Origin of the sequence: Sphingomonas echinoides, assembly GCF_029623395.1 — a bacterium.
Classification (GTDB): domain Bacteria; phylum Pseudomonadota; class Alphaproteobacteria; order Sphingomonadales; family Sphingomonadaceae; genus Sphingomonas; species Sphingomonas echinoides_A.
The window spans coordinates 1-19,666 of sequence record NZ_JAPYKK010000037.1; the positions used below are offsets into that span (position 1 = coordinate 1).

At 66.9% G+C, this 19,666-nt stretch carries 13 protein-coding genes; 3 read left to right on the forward strand and 10 right to left on the reverse strand.

Going from position 1 to position 19,666, the window contains the following annotated elements; translation table 11 throughout:
• Positions 1 to 2,757, forward strand: a 2,757-nt coding sequence (locus tag QBJ92_RS17165; RefSeq protein WP_277970912.1) for a M16 family metallopeptidase, incomplete at its 5' end; no start/stop codon positions are given.
• 144 nt (positions 2,758 to 2,901) lie between these two features.
• Here QBJ92_RS17165 and QBJ92_RS17170 read toward each other — a convergent pair.
• The 9 genes from QBJ92_RS17170 to glmM all read right to left on the reverse strand — a co-directional run bounded on the left by QBJ92_RS17170 (position 2,902) and on the right by glmM (position 13,799).
• Positions 2,902 to 3,900, reverse strand: a complete 999-nt coding sequence (locus QBJ92_RS17170) for an SMP-30/gluconolactonase/LRE family protein (RefSeq protein ID WP_431358429.1) — start codon at positions 3,898 to 3,900, stop codon at positions 2,902 to 2,904.
• A gap of 175 nt (positions 3,901 to 4,075) precedes the next feature.
• A complete protein-coding gene (locus QBJ92_RS17175) occupies positions 4,076 to 5,860 on the reverse strand; it encodes an AMP-dependent synthetase/ligase (protein ID WP_277970913.1) in 1,785 nt (594 codons plus the stop codon).
• A gap of 53 nt (positions 5,861 to 5,913) precedes the next feature.
• Positions 5,914 to 7,674, reverse strand: coding sequence for a gamma-glutamyltransferase (ggt, locus tag QBJ92_RS17180; protein ID WP_277970914.1), 1,761 nt, complete (start codon positions 7,672 to 7,674; stop codon positions 5,914 to 5,916).
• Positions 7,675 to 7,744: 70 nt separating this feature from the next.
• Entirely contained in the window at positions 7,745 to 8,875 is a 1,131-nt protein-coding gene (locus tag QBJ92_RS17185; protein ID WP_277970915.1) for a site-specific DNA-methyltransferase, read from the reverse strand.
• Between the two features lie 194 nt (positions 8,876 to 9,069).
• Entirely contained in the window at positions 9,070 to 10,113 is a 1,044-nt protein-coding gene (locus tag QBJ92_RS17190; RefSeq protein ID WP_277970916.1) for an alpha/beta fold hydrolase, read from the reverse strand.
• A 17-nt stretch (positions 10,114 to 10,130) separates the two neighbouring features.
• The gene (locus QBJ92_RS17195) at positions 10,131 to 10,745 is read right to left on the reverse strand and encodes a ribonuclease HII (RefSeq protein WP_277970917.1); all 615 of its coding nucleotides are present in this window, start codon (positions 10,743 to 10,745) and stop codon (positions 10,131 to 10,133) included.
• Positions 10,738 to 11,859: a bifunctional hydroxymethylpyrimidine kinase/phosphomethylpyrimidine kinase gene (gene thiD / locus QBJ92_RS17200; protein WP_277970918.1), complete on the reverse strand. Its 1,122-nt coding sequence runs from the start codon at positions 11,857 to 11,859 to the stop codon at positions 10,738 to 10,740. Before thiD ends, QBJ92_RS17195 begins: the two co-directional genes overlap by 8 nt.
• A 184-nt stretch (positions 11,860 to 12,043) precedes the next feature.
• Positions 12,044 to 12,289 (reverse strand): DUF1272 domain-containing protein, encoded by a 246-nt coding sequence (locus QBJ92_RS17205; RefSeq protein WP_277970919.1) that lies wholly within the window; start codon positions 12,287 to 12,289, stop codon positions 12,044 to 12,046.
• Positions 12,290 to 12,458: 169 nt separating this feature from the next.
• Positions 12,459 to 13,799 carry a phosphoglucosamine mutase gene (gene glmM, locus QBJ92_RS17210; protein ID WP_277970920.1) on the reverse strand — a complete coding sequence of 447 codons (1,341 nt, stop codon included), beginning with the start codon at positions 13,797 to 13,799 and terminating at the stop codon, positions 12,459 to 12,461.
• Positions 13,800 to 13,878: 79 nt separating this feature from the next.
• Between glmM and QBJ92_RS17215 the strand changes: the two genes are divergently transcribed.
• Positions 13,879 to 15,150, forward strand: a complete 1,272-nt coding sequence (locus QBJ92_RS17215) for a dicarboxylate/amino acid:cation symporter (RefSeq protein ID WP_277970921.1) — start codon at positions 13,879 to 13,881, stop codon at positions 15,148 to 15,150.
• 74 nt (positions 15,151 to 15,224) lie between these two features.
• Here QBJ92_RS17215 and QBJ92_RS17220 read toward each other — a convergent pair whose 3' ends face one another.
• Positions 15,225 to 16,832 (reverse strand): M28 family peptidase, encoded by a 1,608-nt coding sequence (locus tag QBJ92_RS17220; RefSeq protein ID WP_277970922.1) that lies wholly within the window; start codon positions 16,830 to 16,832, stop codon positions 15,225 to 15,227.
• Positions 16,833 to 16,928: 96 nt separating this feature from the next.
• On the opposite strand from QBJ92_RS17220, the gene pepN reads away from it, so the two are divergent.
• On the forward strand, positions 16,929 to 19,529 hold the full coding sequence (gene pepN / locus QBJ92_RS17225; RefSeq protein WP_277970946.1) for an aminopeptidase N: 2,601 nt from the start codon (positions 16,929 to 16,931) through the stop codon (positions 19,527 to 19,529).
• The last annotated feature ends 137 nt before the right edge of the window (positions 19,530 to 19,666 follow it).

The window sequence follows — 19,666 nt, forward strand, 5'->3', positions numbered from 1 at the left end:
GCGAACCGCGATGCGTGGCTGTACAAGGGCAGCGACATCACCCCGGATGCGGAATGGAAGTTCGGCACGCTCAAGAACGGGCTGCGCTACGCGGTGCGCAAGAATGGCGTCCCGCCGGGCCAGATCGCGGTGCGGGTGCGGATGGACGTCGGCTCGCTGTACGAAACCGATGCCGAACGTGGCTATGCGCACATGATCGAGCATCTGTCGTTCCGCGGATCGCAATATGTGCCCGATGGCGAGGCGAAGCGGATCTGGCAGCGGATGGGCACGACCTTCGGGTCCGACACCAACGCACAGACCACGACGACGCAGACCGTCTACAAGCTCGATCTGCCGAGCGCGACTGCCGCCGGGATCGACGAGAGCCTCAAGATCCTGTCGGGCATGGTGTCGCGCCCCAACATCACCCCGACCGCGCTCAACGCAGAACGCCCGGCCGTGCTTGCCGAACAGCGCGAGGCCCCGGGGCCGCAGGTGCGTTTCGTCAACGCCCTCAACGCGACCTTCTTCGCCGGGCAGCCGCTCGCGGATCGTTCGCCGATCGGTCATGTGAAGGAGCTCGAAGCCGCGACTGCGGAAAGCGTCAAGGCGTTCCACGATCGCTGGTACCGCCCTGAACGTGCGGTCGTGGTCGTCGCGGGCGATTTCGATCCGGCACAGCTCGAGGCGATGGTCGCCAAGAATTTCGGTGACTGGCGCGGGACTGGTGCGGCGCCCAACGACCCGGATTTCGGCAAGCCCGATCCCAAGCAGCCGACCACCAAGGCGGTGGTCGAACCCGGCATCGCCTCCCGGATCGAAATGGCGATCCTGCGGCCGTGGCAGTACAATGACGATACGGTGATCTTCAACCAGAAGCGCCTCGTCGACTTCCTGGGGCTGTCGATCATCAACCGCCGGCTTGAAACGCTCGCGCGCTCGGGCGGCAGCTTCATCGCCGCGGCGGTGCGGCTCGACGATCCGTCACGCTCCGCAAATGGCACGTTCGTGACCATCTTGCCGGTCGGCAATGCGTGGGAACCTGCGCTCAAGGATGTCCGCGCGGTGATCGCGGATGCGCAGAAAACGCCGCCGACCAAGGCCGAAGTCGAGCGCGAACTCGCTGAGCAGCGCGTCCAGTTCCGCACGCAGGTCGACACCTATCGCGCCGAAGCGGGCGCGAAGGAAGCCGATGACATGGTCCAGGCGGTCGACATCCGCGAGACGACCACCTCGCCCGCGGTGATCCAGAAGGTGTTCGAGGATGCGGTGGCGAAAGGCTTCTTCGCGCCCGACAAGATCCTCGAATCGACCCGTCGTATCTTCGAAGGGACGCCGCCGCGCGCGCTCATCTCCACGCCGACCGCGGAGCAGGGGATCGAGACCTCGCTCGCCAATGCGTTGAAGGCCAACGTCAAGGGGCTGGCGACCAAACGCCGGCGGCAGGGTGCGGTCTCGTTCGACAAGCTGCCCAAGCTCGGCGCGCCCGCCACGATCGCGTCGACCACCCCGATCAAGCCGTTCGACATGCAGGAATATACGCTGTCGAACGGCGTCCGCGTGCTGGTGTATCCGACGACGTCCGAGGATAGCCGGGTCTATGTCCGCGTGCGGTTCGGCAATGGCTACAATGCGTTGCCGGTCGACAAGGAATCGCCCGCGTGGGCCGCCGACCTCGCGCTGACCGCGGGCGGCATCGGCAAGCTCAACCAGGGCGATCTGGATGCGTTGACGACGGGACGGCGGATCGGCCTCGATTTCGGGATCGACGAGGATGCCTTCACCTACAACGCACTGACCTCGCCGACCGACCTTTCCGATCAGTTGCGGATCATCGCGGCGGCAATCTCGTCGCCGGGTTGGGATCCGGCGCCCGTCGCGCGGGCGCGCAGCGTCGCCGTATCGGCCTATCCAGGGTATAGTTCATCGCCCGACGGCGTGTTGCAGCGCGACCTGGAGCGGTTGCTGCACGATGGCGACCCGCGCTGGGGTACGCCGAGCCTGCCCGCGATCGAGGGGACGACCCCTGCGAACTTCCGCGCCTTGTGGGAGCCGTTGCTCAAGACCGGTCCGGTCGAAGTGATGGTGTTCGGCGACATCAAGGCCGACGTCGCGATCGCCGCGGTGCAGAAGACGCTGGGCGCGCTCCCGCCGCGTCCTGCGACGCCCAATTTCGTCGCGCCCCCGGTCCGCTTCCCCGCGCACAACCAGACTCCGGTGGTCCGTACGCATGACGGCCCCGAGAATCAGGCGGCGGCAGTCATCGCCTGGCCGACCGGCAGCGGCGTCGCCGGGTTGACCGATGCGCGACGGCTCGACGTGCTCGCGGCGATCTTCAGCGACCGGCTGTTCGACCGGCTGCGGTCGCAGGCGGGTGCGAGCTACAGCCCGAACGTGTCGAGCAGCTGGCCGGTGGGTCAGCCGGGCGGCGGGCGCATTCTGGCGATCGGGCAGGTAGCGCCGTCGAACGTCCCGCTGTTCTTCAAGCTGTCGCGCGAGATCGCAGAGGAGCTGGTGTCCAAGCCGGTCGACGCGGATGAGCTGAAGCGGACGATCGGGCCGATGCAGCAATCGATCATGCGGCAATCGACCGGCAACCAGTTCTGGATGAACCAGCTCGACGGGGCGACCTATGATCCGGCGCGAATCGTCGCGTTGATGCGTCTTTACAGCGACATTTCGACGATGACCGCCGCGCAGTTGCAGGAAACCGCGGCGAAATATCTGCGTCCGGAGCGCGATTGGACGATGCAGGTGGTGCCCAAGTCGAAGTAACGCCGCTCCCATTCCTTCCGTCATGCTGAACTCGTTTCAGCATCCACCGCGCAATGGGCCCGGATCGGACTTGCTGCGCGGTGGACCCTGAAACGCGTTCAGGGTGACGCCGGGAAGGTTCTACTTCGCGGAACGGTCGAGCCGCTACCCCCGCGCCGTCGCCGATCTCGCCAGCGGCACCCGCATCACGCGGTCGTTCCCGGTCAAAAACAACGTCTTCCCGCCCTCGCCGAACGCGCCATTGGCGATCGGTCCGCCATGCGCGAACCGCGCGATCGGTTCGGCTTCGGGGGTCATCAGGTAGAACCCGCCCGGCGCGCTGCAGAACAGCGTCCCGTCTGCCGCAACCTTCATCCCGTCGGGAAGGCCGGGTCCCTTGAGCACCGACGCATCGAAGAACACCCGCCGCTTGAGCGGCAGCCCACGCGCGTCGAGGTCATAGGCCATGATCCGCGGTGCCTTGTCGTCCGATACCGACACGTAGAGCGTTCGCTCGTCGGGCGAGAGCGCGACCCCGTTGGGATAGGTCAGCGTGCCGTCGATCAGCACGGCCTCTCCGCCCGGTGTCCATCGGTACACACCGTTGTGCGGTAGCTCGCGCAGCGGCGATGTGGCGCCGTCGACCAGCCCATACGGCGGGTCGGTGAAGTAGATCGCACCGTTCCGCGCGATGTGGAGGTCGTTGGGGCTGTTGAACCTTTTGCCCTGATAGCGATCGACCAGCGGCGCGCGCTTCTTGGCTACGAAGTCGTAGCGCATCAGCGCGCGGCTGCCGCTATCGGCGATGACCAACGCGCCGTCGCGACCGAGCGCAAGCCCGTTCGATCCTGCCTCGCGGAACAGCTTGGGGTCGGGATTGGCGAGCCCCGAGGGCGTCAGGAACGGGGTGACACCGCCTGCGCGGGTCCAGCGACGGATCAGGTTGGCGGGAGGGTCGGAGAACAACAGCGCGTTGCTCGCGGGGATCCACACCGGACCTTCGGCCCAGCGGATCCCGCTCGCGATCGTCTCGATCCTGGTGCCCGGCGCGAGAAAGCGGTCTGCAAGCGGGGACAGCCGTTCGAGTGTCGGTTCGGTCATCGCGGCTGCCGCCGTGCCCGACCAGACCGGGATCGTGGCAAGCGCGGCCATGCCGCCGATCATCGTGCGGCGGTTGGGGTGCGTCGGCGCGTGTTCGGCGGGGTCGGGCAGGGAAGGCTGATACGACACGATGGGCGATGTCCGGATATGGCGGATGGTGACGGCATCCTCGCATCCGCCCCGACGTACGTCCAGCCACCACCGGTGGTCGGATTTAAAACGGATACGCATCAGTATGTTAGGACTTGTACAGCCCCTCCAGCCGCGCGCCATACACCTGTTTCAACACGTGCCGCCGGATCTTGAGCGACGGGGTCAGCTGCTCGTTCTCGATCCCGAACGGCTCGTCCGCCAGCACGAAGCGCCGGATCCGTTCGGTGAGCGACAGTTCGGCATTGACGCGTTCGACCGCGTGACCGAGCGCTGTGCGATATTCGCTGTTTTCGGCCAGCCGCGCGAAGTTGCACGCATCACCGTTCCGCGCGCACCATTGCTGGGTCCATTCGGGATCGGGGACGATCACCGCGACCATATACGGCCGCCGGTCGCCGAACAGCATCACCTGGGAAATCTCGGGTTGCAGCGTCAACATCCCCTCGACCTTTTGCGGCGCGACATTCTCGCCCTTGTCGTTGACGATGATGTCCTTCTTGCGATCGGTGATCTGGATCCGGCCCTTGGTATCGATCACCCCGATGTCGCCGGTGTGGAGCCACCCGTCCTTGAGCACGCGCGCGGTCTCCGCGTCGTTGCGCCAATAGCCCTTCATCACCAGCTCGCCACGCACGAGGATCTCCCCGTCTTCGGCGATGCGCACCTCGGTGTTGGGGAGCGGGGGGCCGACCGTGTCCATCTTGATCCCGACCTTGGGCCGGTTGCACGAGATGACCGGCGCGGACTCGGTCTGCCCATACCCTTGCAGTACCGTGATTCCGATTGCGTCGAAGAAGGTCCCGACCTCGGGCGTCAACGGCGCGCCACCCGAGACCATCGCCTTGATCCGCCCGCCGAAGCGCTTCTGGATCTTGGGCCGAAGCGTCGCCGCCAGCAACAAATCCATCGGCTTGTCGAGCAGCCCGGCCTTGCCCGCCGCCCGCTTGCTCCCGAGCGCCTCGGCCCGCCCGAGCAGATAGGTCGAGAGTTTGCCCTGTTTCTCGACCGCCTTGGAAATGCGCGCACGGAGCAGTTCGAACAGTCGCGGCACGACCACCATCATCGTCGGGCGGACTTCCTCGATATTCGCGGCGAGCTTGTCGAGGCCTTCCGAATAATAGATCTGCGACCCCAGCGCGATCGGGAAGAACTGCCCGCCGCTATGTTCATAGGCGTGGCTCAGCGGCAGGAACGAGAGGAAGATCTCGTCGTCCCAGCCGAAATCCTCCGAGATGATCGTGCAGCAGCCGAACACATTGTGGAGGATCGCGCCGTGATGCTGCATCACCCCGCGCGGCGCGCCGCCGGTGCCGCTGGTGTAGATGATGCACGCGGTATCGTCGCGCGTCGCCGTGGTGCGGATCGTCGAGGGTTCGGCGGCATGGTCCGCGAGCAATTTGTCCCAATGGTGGAATTCGAGCGCGCCCTGCTGGCCGCTGCGCAGATCCTCGATGCTGATCACGATCTTGGCGGTCGACGCGCGGATCGCGGCGGGGAGCAAAGTCTTCGCAAGCTTCGCGGTCGAGACGATCACCGCCTTCGCGCCCGAATTCTCGATGATGTGGGTGTGGTCGCGCTCGGTATTGGTCGTGTAGGTCGGCACGGTGATGCACCCCGCCGCCATGATCGCGAGATCGGCGATGCACCATTCGGGACGGTTCTCGCTCACCAGCATGACGCGGTCGCCCGGCACCAGCCCGATCGCCTTCAGCGCCGCCGACAGGCTGGCGACTTCGCGCGCGGTCTGCGTCCAGCTGCGCGAGCGCCAGGCGCCGCCCGCCTTGTGCCAGAGGAACGGCGCGTCGCCTTGCTCGGTCACACGCGCGAGGAACATCGCAACGAGGTTGGGGAAGGTTTCAAGAGTACGCATCGGTCTCTCCCTTTGGCGCGTCGTGTTCGACTGCGCGTGTGTCTTCGGACGGCTTATTCGGGCGGACGGTTGGCGAGCGCGCCGACCCGGACGATCTCGGTCCTGCGCCCGTCCTCGCCGATCGCGACGCCTTCGCTACGCGGATCGGCCGCACCGACCCAGCGGCCATCCACGCGTTCGATCGCATTCGCCTTCAACCCGAGCGGCGCGCTCACCACGCGTTCGCCGAGCGCGCGGAGCGCCGGGATCATCGCGTCGAGCTGCGTGCCCTTTTCCGCCGCCGCGGTCTGGCCCGGAGCATAGAGCAAACCGAGGCCGATCGCATCCTGCGCGCTCATCTTCCAGTCGAGCACCGCGATCAGCGCCTTGGATACCTGCGCGATGATCGTCGAGCCGCCCGCCGCGCCGATCGCGATGCGGACCGATCCGTCGGGGTTATAGACGATCGTCGGCGACATCGAGCTGCGCGGGCGCTTGCCCCCGGCGACGCGGTTGGCGACGAGGTTGCCGTTCTTCTCCGGCACGAAATCGAAGTCGGTCAGCTCATTGTTGAGCTGCACGCCGTCGACCGAAAGGCCTGAGCCGAAATAGCTTTCGATCGTGGTGGTGACTTCGGCGACGTTGCCGCGCCGGTCGACCGTGACGAGATCGCTCGTGCCGGGAACGTCGGCATTGGGCGCGAGCTGGCGCGGCGGGGCGCCGGGGGGCGTGCCCGCGCTGACGCTCGGCATCGTGCGGTCGGGCGCGATCAACGCGGAGCGCTGTGCGAGATAGGCGGGGTCGAGCAAGCCCTTGGCGGGGACGTCGACCTTGTCGGGGTCGCCGAGATACATGTCGCGATCGGCATAGGCGAGGCGTTCGGATTCGGCGAACAGATGCCACGCGACCGGGCTGGTCTTGCCGAGGCCGGCCATGTCGAAGCGTTCAAGCTGCTTGAGGATCATCAGCACGCCGATCCCGCCCGATCCCGGCGGTCCCATGCCGCAGATCTTGTAGACGCGGTACGTGCCGCAGATCGGCGCACGTTCCTTCGCGCGGTAACCCGCGAGGTCGGCGAGCGTCATCTTGGACGGGTTGCGCGGCGAGGTGTTGACCGCCTTCACGATCTGCTGCGCGACCGCGCCCTTGTAGAAGGCGTCGGGGCCCCGCTTGGCGATTTTTGCGAACAACGCGGCTTGTGCGGGGTTGCGAAAGATCGTGCCGACCGCGACGGGTTGATCGCCGACGGGGAAGAACCGCGCCTGCGCGGCGGGATCGAGCCGGTCACTGAACCGGGCCAACCCGTTGTGGAGCCGCGGCGTGACCGTGAAGCCGAGCTGCGCGAGCTTGATCGCGGGGGCGAACAGGCGAGCCCAGGGGAGCACGCCGTAACGCTTGTGCGCGAGCGCCATCATCCGCAGGTTGCCGGGTACGCCGACGCTGCGCCCGCCCGGAACCGCTTGCGTAAACGGGAGGGGTTGGCCGTCCTTGCCATAGAACCAGCGTGCGTCGGCGGCGGCGGGGGCGGCTTCGCGTCCGTCGAAGCTGGTCGTCGCGTTGGCGCTCGCATCGTGGTGGACCATGAAGCTGCCGCCGCCGATGCCCGAATTCTGCGGTTCGACCACGTTGAGTGCGAGCATCGTCGCGATTGCGGCATCGGTCGCGCTGCCGCCGGCTTTCAGGATCTCGACGCCCGCCGCGGCGGCGCGCGGGTCGGCGGCGCTGACCATGCCGGTGCCGACCTGGGCAGCGGCAGGCTTTGGGTCAGTCCTGCGCGCGTCGAGCGCGGTCGGCGCGAGCAGGAGGAGGGCGAGGGTAACGAACGGCTTGTACATCGTTGTGACCGTAGCGGCCTTTATCGGGCAGGCAAGTTCGGGCGATGTCGGGAGCGCGCCCGGTCGGGCCTTACGGTTGGGTCGCGAGCAGATACTCCTGCCGCAGCGCATCGATCGGCTTCAGCCCCTCGCCCGTCTCGAAATGCCAGTAGGTCCAGCCGTTGCACGACGGTGCATTCTGCAAGGTCGCGCCTAGCTTGTGGATCGACCCCGTCGCGCCGCACAGGCTTTCCAGGCTGCCGTCGGCGCGGATCATCGCGCGGTGCTTGCGTCTGGCGTCGACCACGAACCGCCCGGGGGTGAGGAAGCCGTTCTCGACAAGCACCCCGAACGCGACCTTGGGCGCGGCCTTGGGGCTTTGCATCGTCTTGAGCATGCTCTCGTCGAGCGGGAGCGCGGCGGCGATGCGCTCCTCCGCAGCAGCGATATAGTCGGGCTCGCGCTCGATCCCGATCCAGCGCCGACCAAGCCGCTTGGCAACCGCACCGGTCGTGCCGGTCCCGAAGAACGGGTCGAGCACGACGTCGCCGGGTTTGGTGCAGGCAAGGAGGATACGGTACAGCAAAGCCTCTGGTTTCTGCGTCGGGTGGACCTTGATCCCGTCTTTCTTCAACCGCTCGGGCCCGCCGCAGACCGGGAACTCCCAGTCGCTGCGCATCTGGAGCTCGTCGTTGAGCGTCTTCATGCTGCGATAGTTGAAGGTGTAGCGTGCCTTCTCGCCCATCGACGCCCAGATCAGCGTCTCGTGCGCGTTGGTGAAGCGCGTGCCCTTGAAATTGGGCATCGGGTTCGACTTGCGCCACACGATGTCGTTGAGGATCCAGTAGCCGAGATCCTGGATCGCGGCGCCGACCTTGAAGATGTTGTGATAGCTGCCGATCACCCAGATCGCGCCATTGTCCTTGAGGATTCGCTTGGCTTCCGCCAGCCACGCGCGGGTGAACGCGTCATAGGCGTCGAGGCTGTCGAACTTGTCCCATGCGTCGGTCACTGCATCGACATGGCTGCCGTCGGGACGCGCAAGATCGCCGCCGAGCTGGAGATTGTAGGGCGGGTCGGCGAAGATCATGTCGACCGACTTGGCCGGGAGCGCACGCATCGCGGCGATGCAGTCCGAGCGCAGGATCTGGTCGAGCGGAAGCTCCGCCATCGGCACGATCGTCGGGCGCTTGCCGACCTTTATCTTTTCCAACACGCCCATAACCGCCGCCCCTGATTCACTGTCGCGCGCATCCCTGCGAATCTGGGGACTCGCGTCAAGGGGCGATGCGTTAACCAGATTCGTCGCAGATTCGTTTGCCTTGCAGAACATTTCGGGAAGGCGACCAGATGTTGAGTCCGGACTTATCCACAGGCGCAACCGCTGGGGTGTGACGCAAAAGACTCGGGCCGACGCTATTTGCGCGGGGATTTCGCGCGGGCCGCGTCGATCACGGCGTCGACCTCAGCCACGACGCGCTCGGGCTTGATTCGGTGGATGTAATGCGAGGTACCCTTGACAATGCGGTTGGTGCCGATCGTCGACAGCGCCGCCAATCGATCATGCTCCTCGCTCCAGATCGCCGCCATGCGGGGCAGCTCGGCGCGCGCGGCGACCAAGTCGGGCGGCAGGTCCGGGCCATCCGATGCGGTCAACACGCGCAGCGGCATTGCGCCATACCGTCGGCGCGGATCGACCACCATCGCGCTGCTCCGGTCGAACGATTCACTCAGCGACACCTGGCTGCGGAACCGCGCGGGGTCATAACTGCGCTGCGTGATGGTGGCGCGCAGCAGCGGCGGGAAGTCCGCCGGATATTTCACGCAGCGACTGACCTCGGTCGAACTATGATCGGCACCGCCGACCAGATCGGCACAATGCCGCATCGCGCGCAGGCCGCCCGCCTCATATTCGGCACCAGCCGCGGTAAAAGCGGGAAGCTCGCGCGCAAATTGCGCCGCTTGGCCCGGGAAGCTCGGATCGACCAGCACCATCCCGGCGACCTGACCGCGATGCCGGTCGGCGAAGCGCAACGATTCATACGCCCCCATCGAATGCCCGACCAGCACGTAGGGCCCGGCGATCCGGCCCCGGCGCAGCGCGGCTTCGAGGTCGGCGACGGTGGCATCGACGGTTTGCGTCGCCTCGCTCGGGCTGCTCAACCCAAACCCGGCACGATCCCAAGCGCAGACGCGGGTGTGCTTTGCGATATCGGGTTGGATCAAGCTCCACGACACGCCCCAATCGCCCAACCCGGCAGTCAGGATCACGGTCGGGCTGCCAGTACCCATGCAGGTCAGATGAATCGTCCGACCGTCCGCCAACCGTACCGAGTCCACGCCGCTGGCATAGGCATCGAGCGCCGGGTTGGTCACGGGCTTTGGCGAGGGGACTTGCCCCGAGGCGTCGGTACCCAGCAGCACGAACGCGCCGATAAGGATGGGGCCGAGGCGCTTCATATCCTAATTTCCGATGCTCAGGGTTGGCTCAGCGTGTGTAACAGATCAAACGACGCCGCAACGGGCGCGAAGCTGCGCCGATGGAGCGGGCACGGTCCGTGTTCACGCAAAGCACGCAAGTGATCCGGGGCGCCGTAGCCTTTATTGCTGTGCCAGCCATAGTGCGGGTAGGCCTTGGCATAATCGAGCATCAGCGTGTCGCGCGTGTGCTTGGCGATGATCGAGGCAGCGGCGATCGACAGACTGATGGCATCGCCCTTCACGATCGGGCTGGCGGCGAAATCCCATCTGGGCAAGCGGTTGCCATCGACCAACACATGGCCCGGCGCGCAGCCGAGCGCTTCCACCGCCAGCGTCATCGCCTTCATCGTCGCCCAATAGATGTTGAGCACGTCGATCTCGTCCGCCTCGACGATCCCGATCCCGACCGTCGCGCAGTCGCGCAGCCGGTCGTGAAGTCGCAGCCGCTCGGCGGCGGAGAGCTTCTTCGAATCGTTGATTCCGCGCGGGATGCCCTTGGAGGGCAGGATCACCGCGGCGGCGACGACGGGCCCGGCGAGCGGACCGCGTCCCGCTTCGTCGACACCCGCAACGGGTGCAAGGCAGAGTTTTTCGTGTTTGAGGCTAGGCATCAGGCAACCGCCATGGCGGATAGCGGCGGTTCTCGCCAGCATGGTAGAGACAGACCATATTCCCCGCAGGGTCGCGCAGCCGCGCCTCACGCCACAGCCAGCTTTGGTCGGTCGAGAGTTGATCGAAGACGATCCCGGCCGCCTGCAATCGTGCGACGGTGGCATCGAGGTCGTCGCATTCGAAGAACAGCGTTGCCTGCGCTTTCTGCTCGATCGACAGCGTCGCACCACCTGCTGTCTCGAACCGCGCGTAATGGTCTGCGCTTTCCACGATCTGGCGAAGCCCAAGGGCCGCATAAAAGGCACGCGATGCGGCGTGATCGGTGCTGCGCACGGTCACTTGGTTGAGCCGCAGATCCGCGCCGAGGTCGAGCCTGACCGCCTGATGCCCCATCGGACCGTGTCCACCCCCGAGGCCGGGCGCATCACGCAACGCCAGCCGCACGAAGGTGCGCGCCGCCTCGACCGCCTGTGGCAGCGACTGCCCCTGGCCGAGCAGGGTCGCAACCGCCGAGGCGAGCGTGCAGCCGGTGCCATGCGTGCTGGTCGTCTCGATTCGCGGGGCGGACCAGCGTGTGATTTCCCCGTCCGGGCCGATTAGGCGATCGACGACGTCGGCGCCTTCGACATGGCCGCCCTTGGCGAGCAACCGGCAGCCATGCGCCAGGACCGCTGCCTCGCCGCCAAGCGCCGCCAGCTCGGGCGTGTTGGGCGTGACCACTGTGGCGATCCGCATCAAACGCGTGAACGCCGCGATCGTCGCGGGGTCGGCGAGCGTCGCGCCGCTGGTCGCGATCATCACCGGATCGAACACCACCGGCACGTCGAGCGCTTCGAGCCGGTCCGCGACCGCATCGGCGGTTTGGGCGGATCCGATCATCCCGATCTTCACCGCATCCACGCCGATGTCGGACAAACAGGCATCGATCTGCGCAAGCACCATCTCGGTCGGCACAGGCATCACCGCCTGAACGCCACGCGTATTCTGCGCGGTGATTGCGGTGATCGCGGTCATTGCGTGGCCGCCGAGCATCGTGACGGTCTTGATGTCGGCCTGGATACCGGCACCACCGCCCGAATCCGATCCTGCAATGACAAGAATGCGGGGGGTCATGGGCGGCATCGCAGCTGGAAGGTTAGGGGGAAGTTAGGGGTAACCGCCTGCACGATCCGCATCCTCCGGTCGCCGTCGAACCGAACAGTCGCGATCGCACAGAGATGCGGGTTCAAGTGACATGACGCGGGGATCGTCGTACGAAACGGCGGTTGTAGAACAGGCCTGATGGGCGCTCCGGCCGTCAACCGCGGCCCTTCGCCTCCGCCTGCCGGTGATAGCGCACGGTGCCCGCCGGGTGCCGCGCCAGCGCCTCGTCTACCCGCGCCGGGCGGTCCATCAGTTCGCCGCCGCAATTGGAGCAGCGATCGTCAAGCTTCTCGGCGCAGGGTGCGCAGAAGGTGCATTCGAACGAACAGATGAAGGCACCCGCTTCGTCGGCGGGGAGGTCGGTGCCGCAGCGTTCGCAGTCAGGGCGCATTTCAAGCATGACGGGGTTTTAGCGGGGGTTTTGCGCGGCGTCACCCCGCTGCGGGGGACTGCCGGGGCCCCTCGCGTCTGCCGTGTTCCAGCGGGAATCCAGAGCCAAGCAAGACAACGGCTTGCGGTTTTCGCGATTCCTGTTCTCCGGTCTTCGCAGGAGAACCGGGGGAATCGCATTACCCCGCCGCGGTCCGCACCGCGTCGCAGATCCGGTCGACCACCGCTTCGACTTGTGCGGCGTCGTCGCCTTCCGCCATCACGCGGATGACGGGTTCGGTGCCCGAGGGGCGGATCACCAGGCGGCCCTTGCCCCTGAGCTCGGCCTCGGCGTCGGCGATCACCGCCTTGACCGATTCCGCCTCGAGCGGCTTGCCGCCCGCGAAGCGGACGTTCTTGAGCAATTGCGGGAGCGGTTCGAAGCGGTGGAGCAATTCGCTTGCTGGCACGCCGGACCGCGCCAGTTCTGCGAGGATCTGGAGCGCTGCGACGAGCCCGTCGCCGGTCGTCGCATAGTCGGACAGGATGATGTGCCCGGACTGCTCGCCACCGACATTGTACCCCTGTGCGCGCATCGCCTCGAGGACGTGGCGGTCGCCGACCTTGGTGCGGATCAGCCCGATCCCCTGCGTCGCGAGATGGCGTTCGAGCCCGAGGTTGGACATGACCGTCGCGACCAGCCCGCCGCCCTTGAGGCGCCCGGTGCGCGCCCAGCTGCTCGCGATCGTCGCCATCAGCTGGTCACCGTCGACGACATGGCCCTTTTCATCGACCACGATCAGCCGGTCGGCGTCGCCATCCAGCGCGATGCCGAGCTGCGCGCCGGTCTCGACCACCGTGTCACACAGCGTCTTGGGGGCGGTCGATCCGACCCCGTCGTTGATGTTCTTGCCGTTGGGCGTCACGCCGATCGCCACGACGTCCGCGCCGAGTTCCCACAGCGCGGTGGGTGCGACGCGGTAGGCCGCGCCGTTCGCGCAATCGACGACGATCTTCATCCCGTCGAGGCGCAGGTTCTCCGGGAAGGTCGATTTGGCGAAATGGATGTAGCGCCCCTGCGCATCGTCGACGCGCCGCGCGCGGCCGATTTCGGGGGCGGGGCTGAGCGGGATGGCACCGTCGATCAGCGCCTCGATCGCCGTCTCGTCCGCGTCCGACAGCTTGTAGCCGTCCGGACCGAACAATTTGATGCCGTTGTCGGCATACGGATTGTGGCTCGCCGAGATCATCACGCCGAGGTCGGCGCGCATCGATTGCGTGAGCATCGCGACCGCGGGGGTCGGCATCGGACCGAGCAGCACCACGTCCATCCCCACGCTGGTGAACCCCGCAACCATCGCGGATTCGAGCATGTAGCCCGACAGGCGGGTGTCCTTGCCGATCACGACACGGTGGCGGTGCTCGCCGCGGCGGAAGTGCGCGCCCGCCGCCATGCCGACCTGCATCGCCATCGCCGCGGTCATCGGGGCGGTGTTGGTGAGGCCGCGAATTCCGTCGGTACCGAAATATTTTCTTGCCATTACGCGCGCATCCGTTCGGTTATGTGCGTTGCACTCATAAGCGGCCAAAACGGACCGCGCATCTTCAAAAAGGGCTTGCATGTCGCAATCCAGCCGTATCCTGTTGTCGCTCATCCTCGGGCTTGCCGTCGGCGCCGCGCTGGCGGGCTGGGCGCCGGGGGCAGTGGCGCTGACGGTGGAGATCGCCGGACCGATCGGGACCGCGTGGCTCAACGCGTTGCAGATGACGGTGCTGCCACTGGTGTTCTCGCTGCTCGTCACCGGGATCGCCGCGACCGCTGAGGCGGCGCGCAGCGGCGCGGTGGCGGCGCGCGCGATCGGGGTGATCCTGTGCGTCATGGTGTTCAGCGCGGTGATGGCGGCCATCCTGACGCCGCTGTTCCTGAACCTCGCGCCGATGCCCGCCGCGTCGGGTGTCGCGCTGCGCGCCGCGCTGGCGGGTACGGCGCCGGCGGGTCCGGTCCAGCCGCTTGGTGAATTCCTGGTCGGGATGGTGCCGAGCAACGTCGTCGCGGCGGCGGCGAACGGCGGGTTCCTGTCGCTGATCCTGTTCGCCTTGGTGTTCGCCTTTGCGCTCGCCCGGATCGCGCCCGAGCCGCGGGCGTTGCTGATCACCTTCTTCTCGGCGATCCGCGACACGATGCTGGTGGTGATCGGCTGGATCATCTGGATCGCGCCGATCGGCGTGTTTGCGCTCGCGGTGACGGTCGCCGCGAAGACCGGGACCGCCGCGGTCGGCGCTTTGCTGCATTACATCGTCACCGTGTCGAGCGTCGGGGTGGTGGTGTCGCTGTTCGCCTTCCCAATCGCGATATTGGGCGGGCGCATCGCGTTGACCCGGTTCGTGCGTGGTGCGGCGCCCGTGCTGGCGGTGGCGATGAGCACGCAATCCTCGCTCGCCAGCCTGCCAGCGATGTTGCGCAGTTCGGAGGACATGGGCGTGCCGGTGGCGACTTCGGGCGTCGTCCTGCCGATCGCAGTGGCGATGCTGCGTGCGACGGGGCCAGCGATGAACCTTGCGGTTGCGGTCTATGTGGCGAACTGGTTCGGCGTCGAGGTCAGCTTCGCCACGCTGTGCGCGGCGACCGCGGTCGCGGTGCTGACGTCGCTGGGGTCGGTCAGCCTGCCCGGACAGATCAGCTTCATCGGCGCGATCGCGCCGATCGCGGTGACGCTGGGGGTGCCGGTCGCGCCGCTCGGGTTGCTCGTCGCGGTCGAGACGATCCCCGATATCTTCCGCACGATGGGGAATGTCGTGATGGACCTCGCGGTGACGCTGACCGTCTCGGCGCGGAGTGCGCTCGCACCGATGAGCAGCGCGGACGCGTTGTTGCAGGACCGCGCGGGCTAGCGCTGTTTGGGGCTTCTCACGGAACGGGAAGAGGGCAGGGCATCAAACTCTAGCGGTTGGCCCGGTTCGACCCGTCACTTTGCGCCGTAGCCGTTGTACAGCAGCCCGAAGAAGTCGCCCTTGTTCCACCGCGGTCGGGCATCGCCATCGGCGATCTCGCGCGCGATCGCGTAGTTGGCGTTGACGAAGCGGATGCCCTGCGCCCAGTCGATCGGTTGCGACAGGTCGTCTGACACCTGGTGGTAGCGGTGCGCGAAGAACTCCGCGGTCGCGGCCTTGCCCGGACCCTTCTGCCCCGGCCACAGGAATACCGACGGCACGCCTTGCTGGACGAAGCGGTAATGATCCGAGCGGACGAAGATCCCCTGCGCCGGGTCGGGATCGGGCGACATCGTCACCCCGAGCGTGCCCACCGCCTTCGCGACGATCGGTCCCAGCGTCGAGCGATCCGCGCCGAACACGGTCATGTCCTCGAACGGATAGGACAGGATCGGCATGTCGAGATTGACGTCGGCGACGATGCTCTTGATCGGCACGGTCGGGTGGCGCGCGAAATAGTCCGAGCCGACCAGACCCTTTTCCTCGGCGGTGACCGCGAGGAACAGGATCGAGCGGCGCGGCGGCTTGCCTGACGCCTTGAAGCGTTTCGCTTCCTCGATCAGCGCGGCGATCCCGACCGCATTGTCCTCCGCGCCATTGTAGATCAGGTCGCCCTTGCCCTCGGCCTTGACCCCGAGATGGTCGAGATGCGCGGACAGCACGACGACTTCCTTGCCAAGCGTGGGGTCGCTGCCGCGGATCATGCCCGCAACATTCGCGCTGGTGCCGGGCTCGAAGCTCGTCCGCAACGCGACCGCAAGGCTCGCGCCGAGGGGGTCGGCGGTGAAGCGCGCCTCGGCGTCGGTGCTCTTGGCCAGGATTGTCTTCCACGGCGTTCGCGCGCCCGCGAACAGTTTCGCCGCGCCGGTCGCGCTGAGCGTCGCGAGCTGCGGTGCGCCGGTCATGTCGCCGGTGCCGTCCGCCTTGGCCCAGGTCGTCCGCGCGCGATCCCAGGCGCCGCCTGCGGGGGGCAGCGCGGCGGGTGTCAGCAGGATCGTACCGACCGCGCCATGCGCCGCGGCGATCGCCGCCTTGGTCGCGCCGCTCTGGAAATGCGCGCGTTCCTCGCTCTGGAAGCTGGCCGGCGCGCCCGCAAAGAAGGCGACGATCTTGCCGCGCACGTCGACGCCGGCATAATCGTCGCGCTTGTAACGCGGCGCGACGATCCCGTGCCCGACGAACACCACCGGCGCATCGAGCGTGGTCCGCGCCGCACCCGCGACCGCGCCGGGGGTGAAATCGTCCCCGAACAGCAGCGGTTGCGGGCCGGACCCCTTGCGCGTCAGCACGATGTCGCCGTGGTCGGCGGCGCGATAGGCGACGAGCGGGACCTTCTGGAGATAGCCGCCGTCCTGCCCGGCGGGGACCAGCCCTGCCGCGAAGAATTGCGCCGCGACATATTCCGCCGCGATGGCATATTCGGGGCTCGCCGCCTCGCGCCCGCGCATCGCGTCCGAGGCGAGGAACAGGACATGCGCCTTCATCTGCGCCTGATCGTCGGGCAAGGCCGCGGGTGCGGTTTGCGCAGAGGTGGCGGGCGCGAGGACCAGCGTGGCGAGGACCGCGAGAAGGGCTTTGTGCATCATTCCCTCGGGGTAGCAGCGGCGCGGCGGGAGGCAAGCGGGTAGCGCAGGCGATTTCGGTGGCATGGCGGCATTCCGCTGCCTACATCTTTGACCATGCTCGATATCCAGACCAGCCTCGCCCAACCGCACGTCACTCGTCGCGCGGATTACACGCCGCCGGACTGGCAAGTGCCCGAGATCTCGCTCGATTTCGATCTGGACCCGGCGCGGACGCAGGTTCGCGCGACGCTGACGGTGGAACGCAGCGATGCGCATCATCGCCCGCTGCGGCTCGACGGCGAAGGGCAGACGCTGCTGTCGGTGATGGTGGACGGCGTCGCGATCAACGAATGGGTGATCGAGGACGGCGCGCTCGTGCTGCCGCTGACCGGCGCGTCGCATGTCGTCGAGACGGTCGTCGAGATCGCACCCGATCGGAACACGCAGCTGATGGGGCTCTACGCTTCGGGCGGCAATCTCTGCACCCAGTGCGAGGCGGAGGGCTTCCGCCGCATCACCTTCTTCCCCGATCGCCCCGACGTGCTCAGCCGCTACAGCGTGCGGATGACCGCGGACAAGGCGCGCTATCCGGTGCTGCTCGCGAACGGCGATCCCGTCGCGCAGGGCGACGCAGGCGACGCGCGGCATTGGGCGGAGTGGAACGATCCCTTCCCCAAGCCGTGCTATCTCTTCGCGCTGGTCGCGGGCGATCTCGCCGTCAACCGGGGCACGTTCGTCACCAGCTCGGGCCGGACGGTCGAGCTCGGCATCTGGGTTCGCGAGGGCGATCTGCAGCGCACGCATCATGCGCTCGATGCGCTCAAGACGTCGATGGCGTGGGACGAGCGGGTCTATGGCCGCGAATATGACCTCGACGTGTTCAACATCGTCGCGGTCGACGACTTCAACTTCGGCGCGATGGAGAATAAGGGGCTCAACGTCTTCAACAGCCGCTACATCCTGGCGGACCCCGACACCGCGACCGATTACGATTACGACGCGATCGCCGCGGTCGTGGCGCACGAGTATTTCCACAACTGGTCGGGCAACCGCGTCACCTGCCGCGACTGGTTCCAGCTGTCGCTGAAGGAAGGCTTCACGGTTTACCGCGACCAGACCTTCTCCGCCGACCAGGGCTCGGCGGCGGTCAAGCGGATCGAGGACGTGCGTGGGCTTCGCGCGGCGCAATTCCCGGAGGACGCCGGGCCGCTCGCGCATTCGATCCGCCCCGATGCGTATCAGGAAATCTCGAACTTCTACACCGCGACGATCTATAACAAGGGCGCCGAGATCATCCGGATGCTCGCGACGATGCTGGGCGCGGAGCGGTTCCGTTCGGGCACCGATCTGTATTTCGACCGGTTCGACGGGACGGCGGCGACCTGCGAGGACTTCGTGGCGAGCCTCGAGGACGCGAGCGGGGTCGATCTCAAGCAATTCCGCAACTGGTACGGGCAGGCGGGCACCCCGCGCGTCACGGCGTCGTTGACCCACCATCTGGGCTCGGCGCGCGCCGAGCTGGTGCTGACGCAGCGCACCCCGCCGACGCCGGGGCAAGCTGACAAGCTTCCGGTCGTGCTTCCGCTCAAGATCAAGCTGTTCGGCGCGGAGACCGGCCATGCGCTGACCGACGAGCAGACGATCCTGCTGACCGATGCCGAGCAGACGATCGTGTTCGAGACCGTCACCGAGCGGCCCGTCCTGTCGATCAACCGGGGCTTTTCCGCCCCTGCCATCATTGCGACCGACCGGACCGCCGAAGACCTCGCGTTTCTCGGCGCGCATGACGACGATCCGTTCGCGCGCTACGAAGCGCTGCAGCAGTTGATGCTCGACACGCTGGTCGAGGGTGCATCGAACGGTCGCGCGGATCATGCCGCCGTGGTTGCGGCGGTGCGGGGAACGCTTGCGGATGCAGCGCTCGATGCCGCTTTCATCGCTGAGGCAGTGCTGCTGCCATCGGAGAGCTTCATCGGCGATCAGTTGGCGATCGTCGATCCCGAGGCGATCTTCCGTGCGCGCGAGGCGCTGCGGCGCGACATCGGGCGCGGGCTCGAGCAGCAATGGCGCGAAGCGTATGACCGCTCGCAAAGCGACGGCGGCTATGTCTATTCGCCCGAAGCGAAGGGCCAGCGACGGCTCAAGGCGGTCGCGCTGGGGTATATCGCGGCATCGGGCGCGGTGGATGCGGGCGACCTCGCGTTTGCGCAGTTCGAGGCGGCGGACAACATGACCGACCGGCAAAGCGCGCTCGCGACGCTGGTCGGCGGGGATGCGCCGCAGCGCGAGCCCGCACTCGACATTTTCTACAACCGCTACAGCGACAATGCGCTGGTGCTCGACAAGTGGTTCTCGGTACAGGCGATGGCGCCGCGCGACGATACCGGCGCGGCGGTCGAGGCGCTGTCGCGGCACCGCGACTTCACGCTGGCCAATCCCAACCGCGCGCGGGCGTTGATCGGCGCGTTCGGGGTCAATCAGCGCGCGTTCAACGCGGCGTCGGGGGCGGGCTATCGGTTCCTGGCGGACCAGCTGATCGCGCTCGACAAGCTCAATCCGCAGACGGCGGCGAAGCTGATTCCGCCGCTCGGGCGTTGGCGGCGGTTCGATTCGGCGCGGGCCGGGTTGATGCGGGCGGAACTGGAGCGGATCGTGGCAACGCCGGGGCTGTCTAAGGACATGTTCGAACAGGCGTCGAAGAGTCTGGAAGGGTAAGGGGGTCGTCCCCTCTCCTCACACCGTCATCCCCGCCACTTCCGTTATCCCCGCGAAGGCGGGGATCCATACTGGCTGGCGGTGCCCGTCTTATAAGCCGCTAGTATCAATGGTTTCCCGCCTTCGCGGGAATGACG